The sequence below is a fragment of the Photobacterium sp. R1 genome, assembly GCF_054600795.1.
In genome coordinates this window covers 1-400 of sequence record NZ_BAAHZP010000147.1, presented here as the reverse complement: position 1 = coordinate 400, position 400 = coordinate 1, and the positions used below count along the sequence as shown (strand labels likewise).

The 400-nt window shown below is 41.0% G+C and carries 1 protein-coding gene; it reads left to right on the top strand.

Annotated elements, in window-relative coordinates; all coding sequences use genetic code 11:
- Positions 1-52 precede the first annotated feature (52 nt).
- A partial coding sequence (locus ACYP03_RS24405) for a class I SAM-dependent methyltransferase (RefSeq protein ID WP_459782432.1) occupies positions 53-400 on the top strand: 348 nt, incomplete at its 3' end.

Genomic DNA, 400 nt, shown 5'->3' with positions numbered 1-400 from the left:
GAAATAACTGCCGTCCCTTGGGATATTGGTCAACCACAACCGGTAGTTCAGGATATTCTGGAAAAAGGTCAGAAAAAAAAAATTATTGGATGTTGGTTGTGGGTTGGGCCTGAACGCGAAGCAAGCATATGATTTGGGATATCAGGTCACTGCGATTGATAGCGCAGCAAAAGCGATTGAACATTGTTTAAATGTTCATCAGGAGACCGGCATTCAATTTCAATTAGCGAATGCTTGCGATACTGGACTCAATGAAAAATTTGATATTATCTTAGATTCAGCTGTTTATCACTCAATTCCATCGAGTGACAGAAGTGCCTATATAAAAGAAATGCGGCGCTTGGCGAATGATGACGCTGAATTTCATCTAATCACCTTTGCGCCATCACAACATGGTATG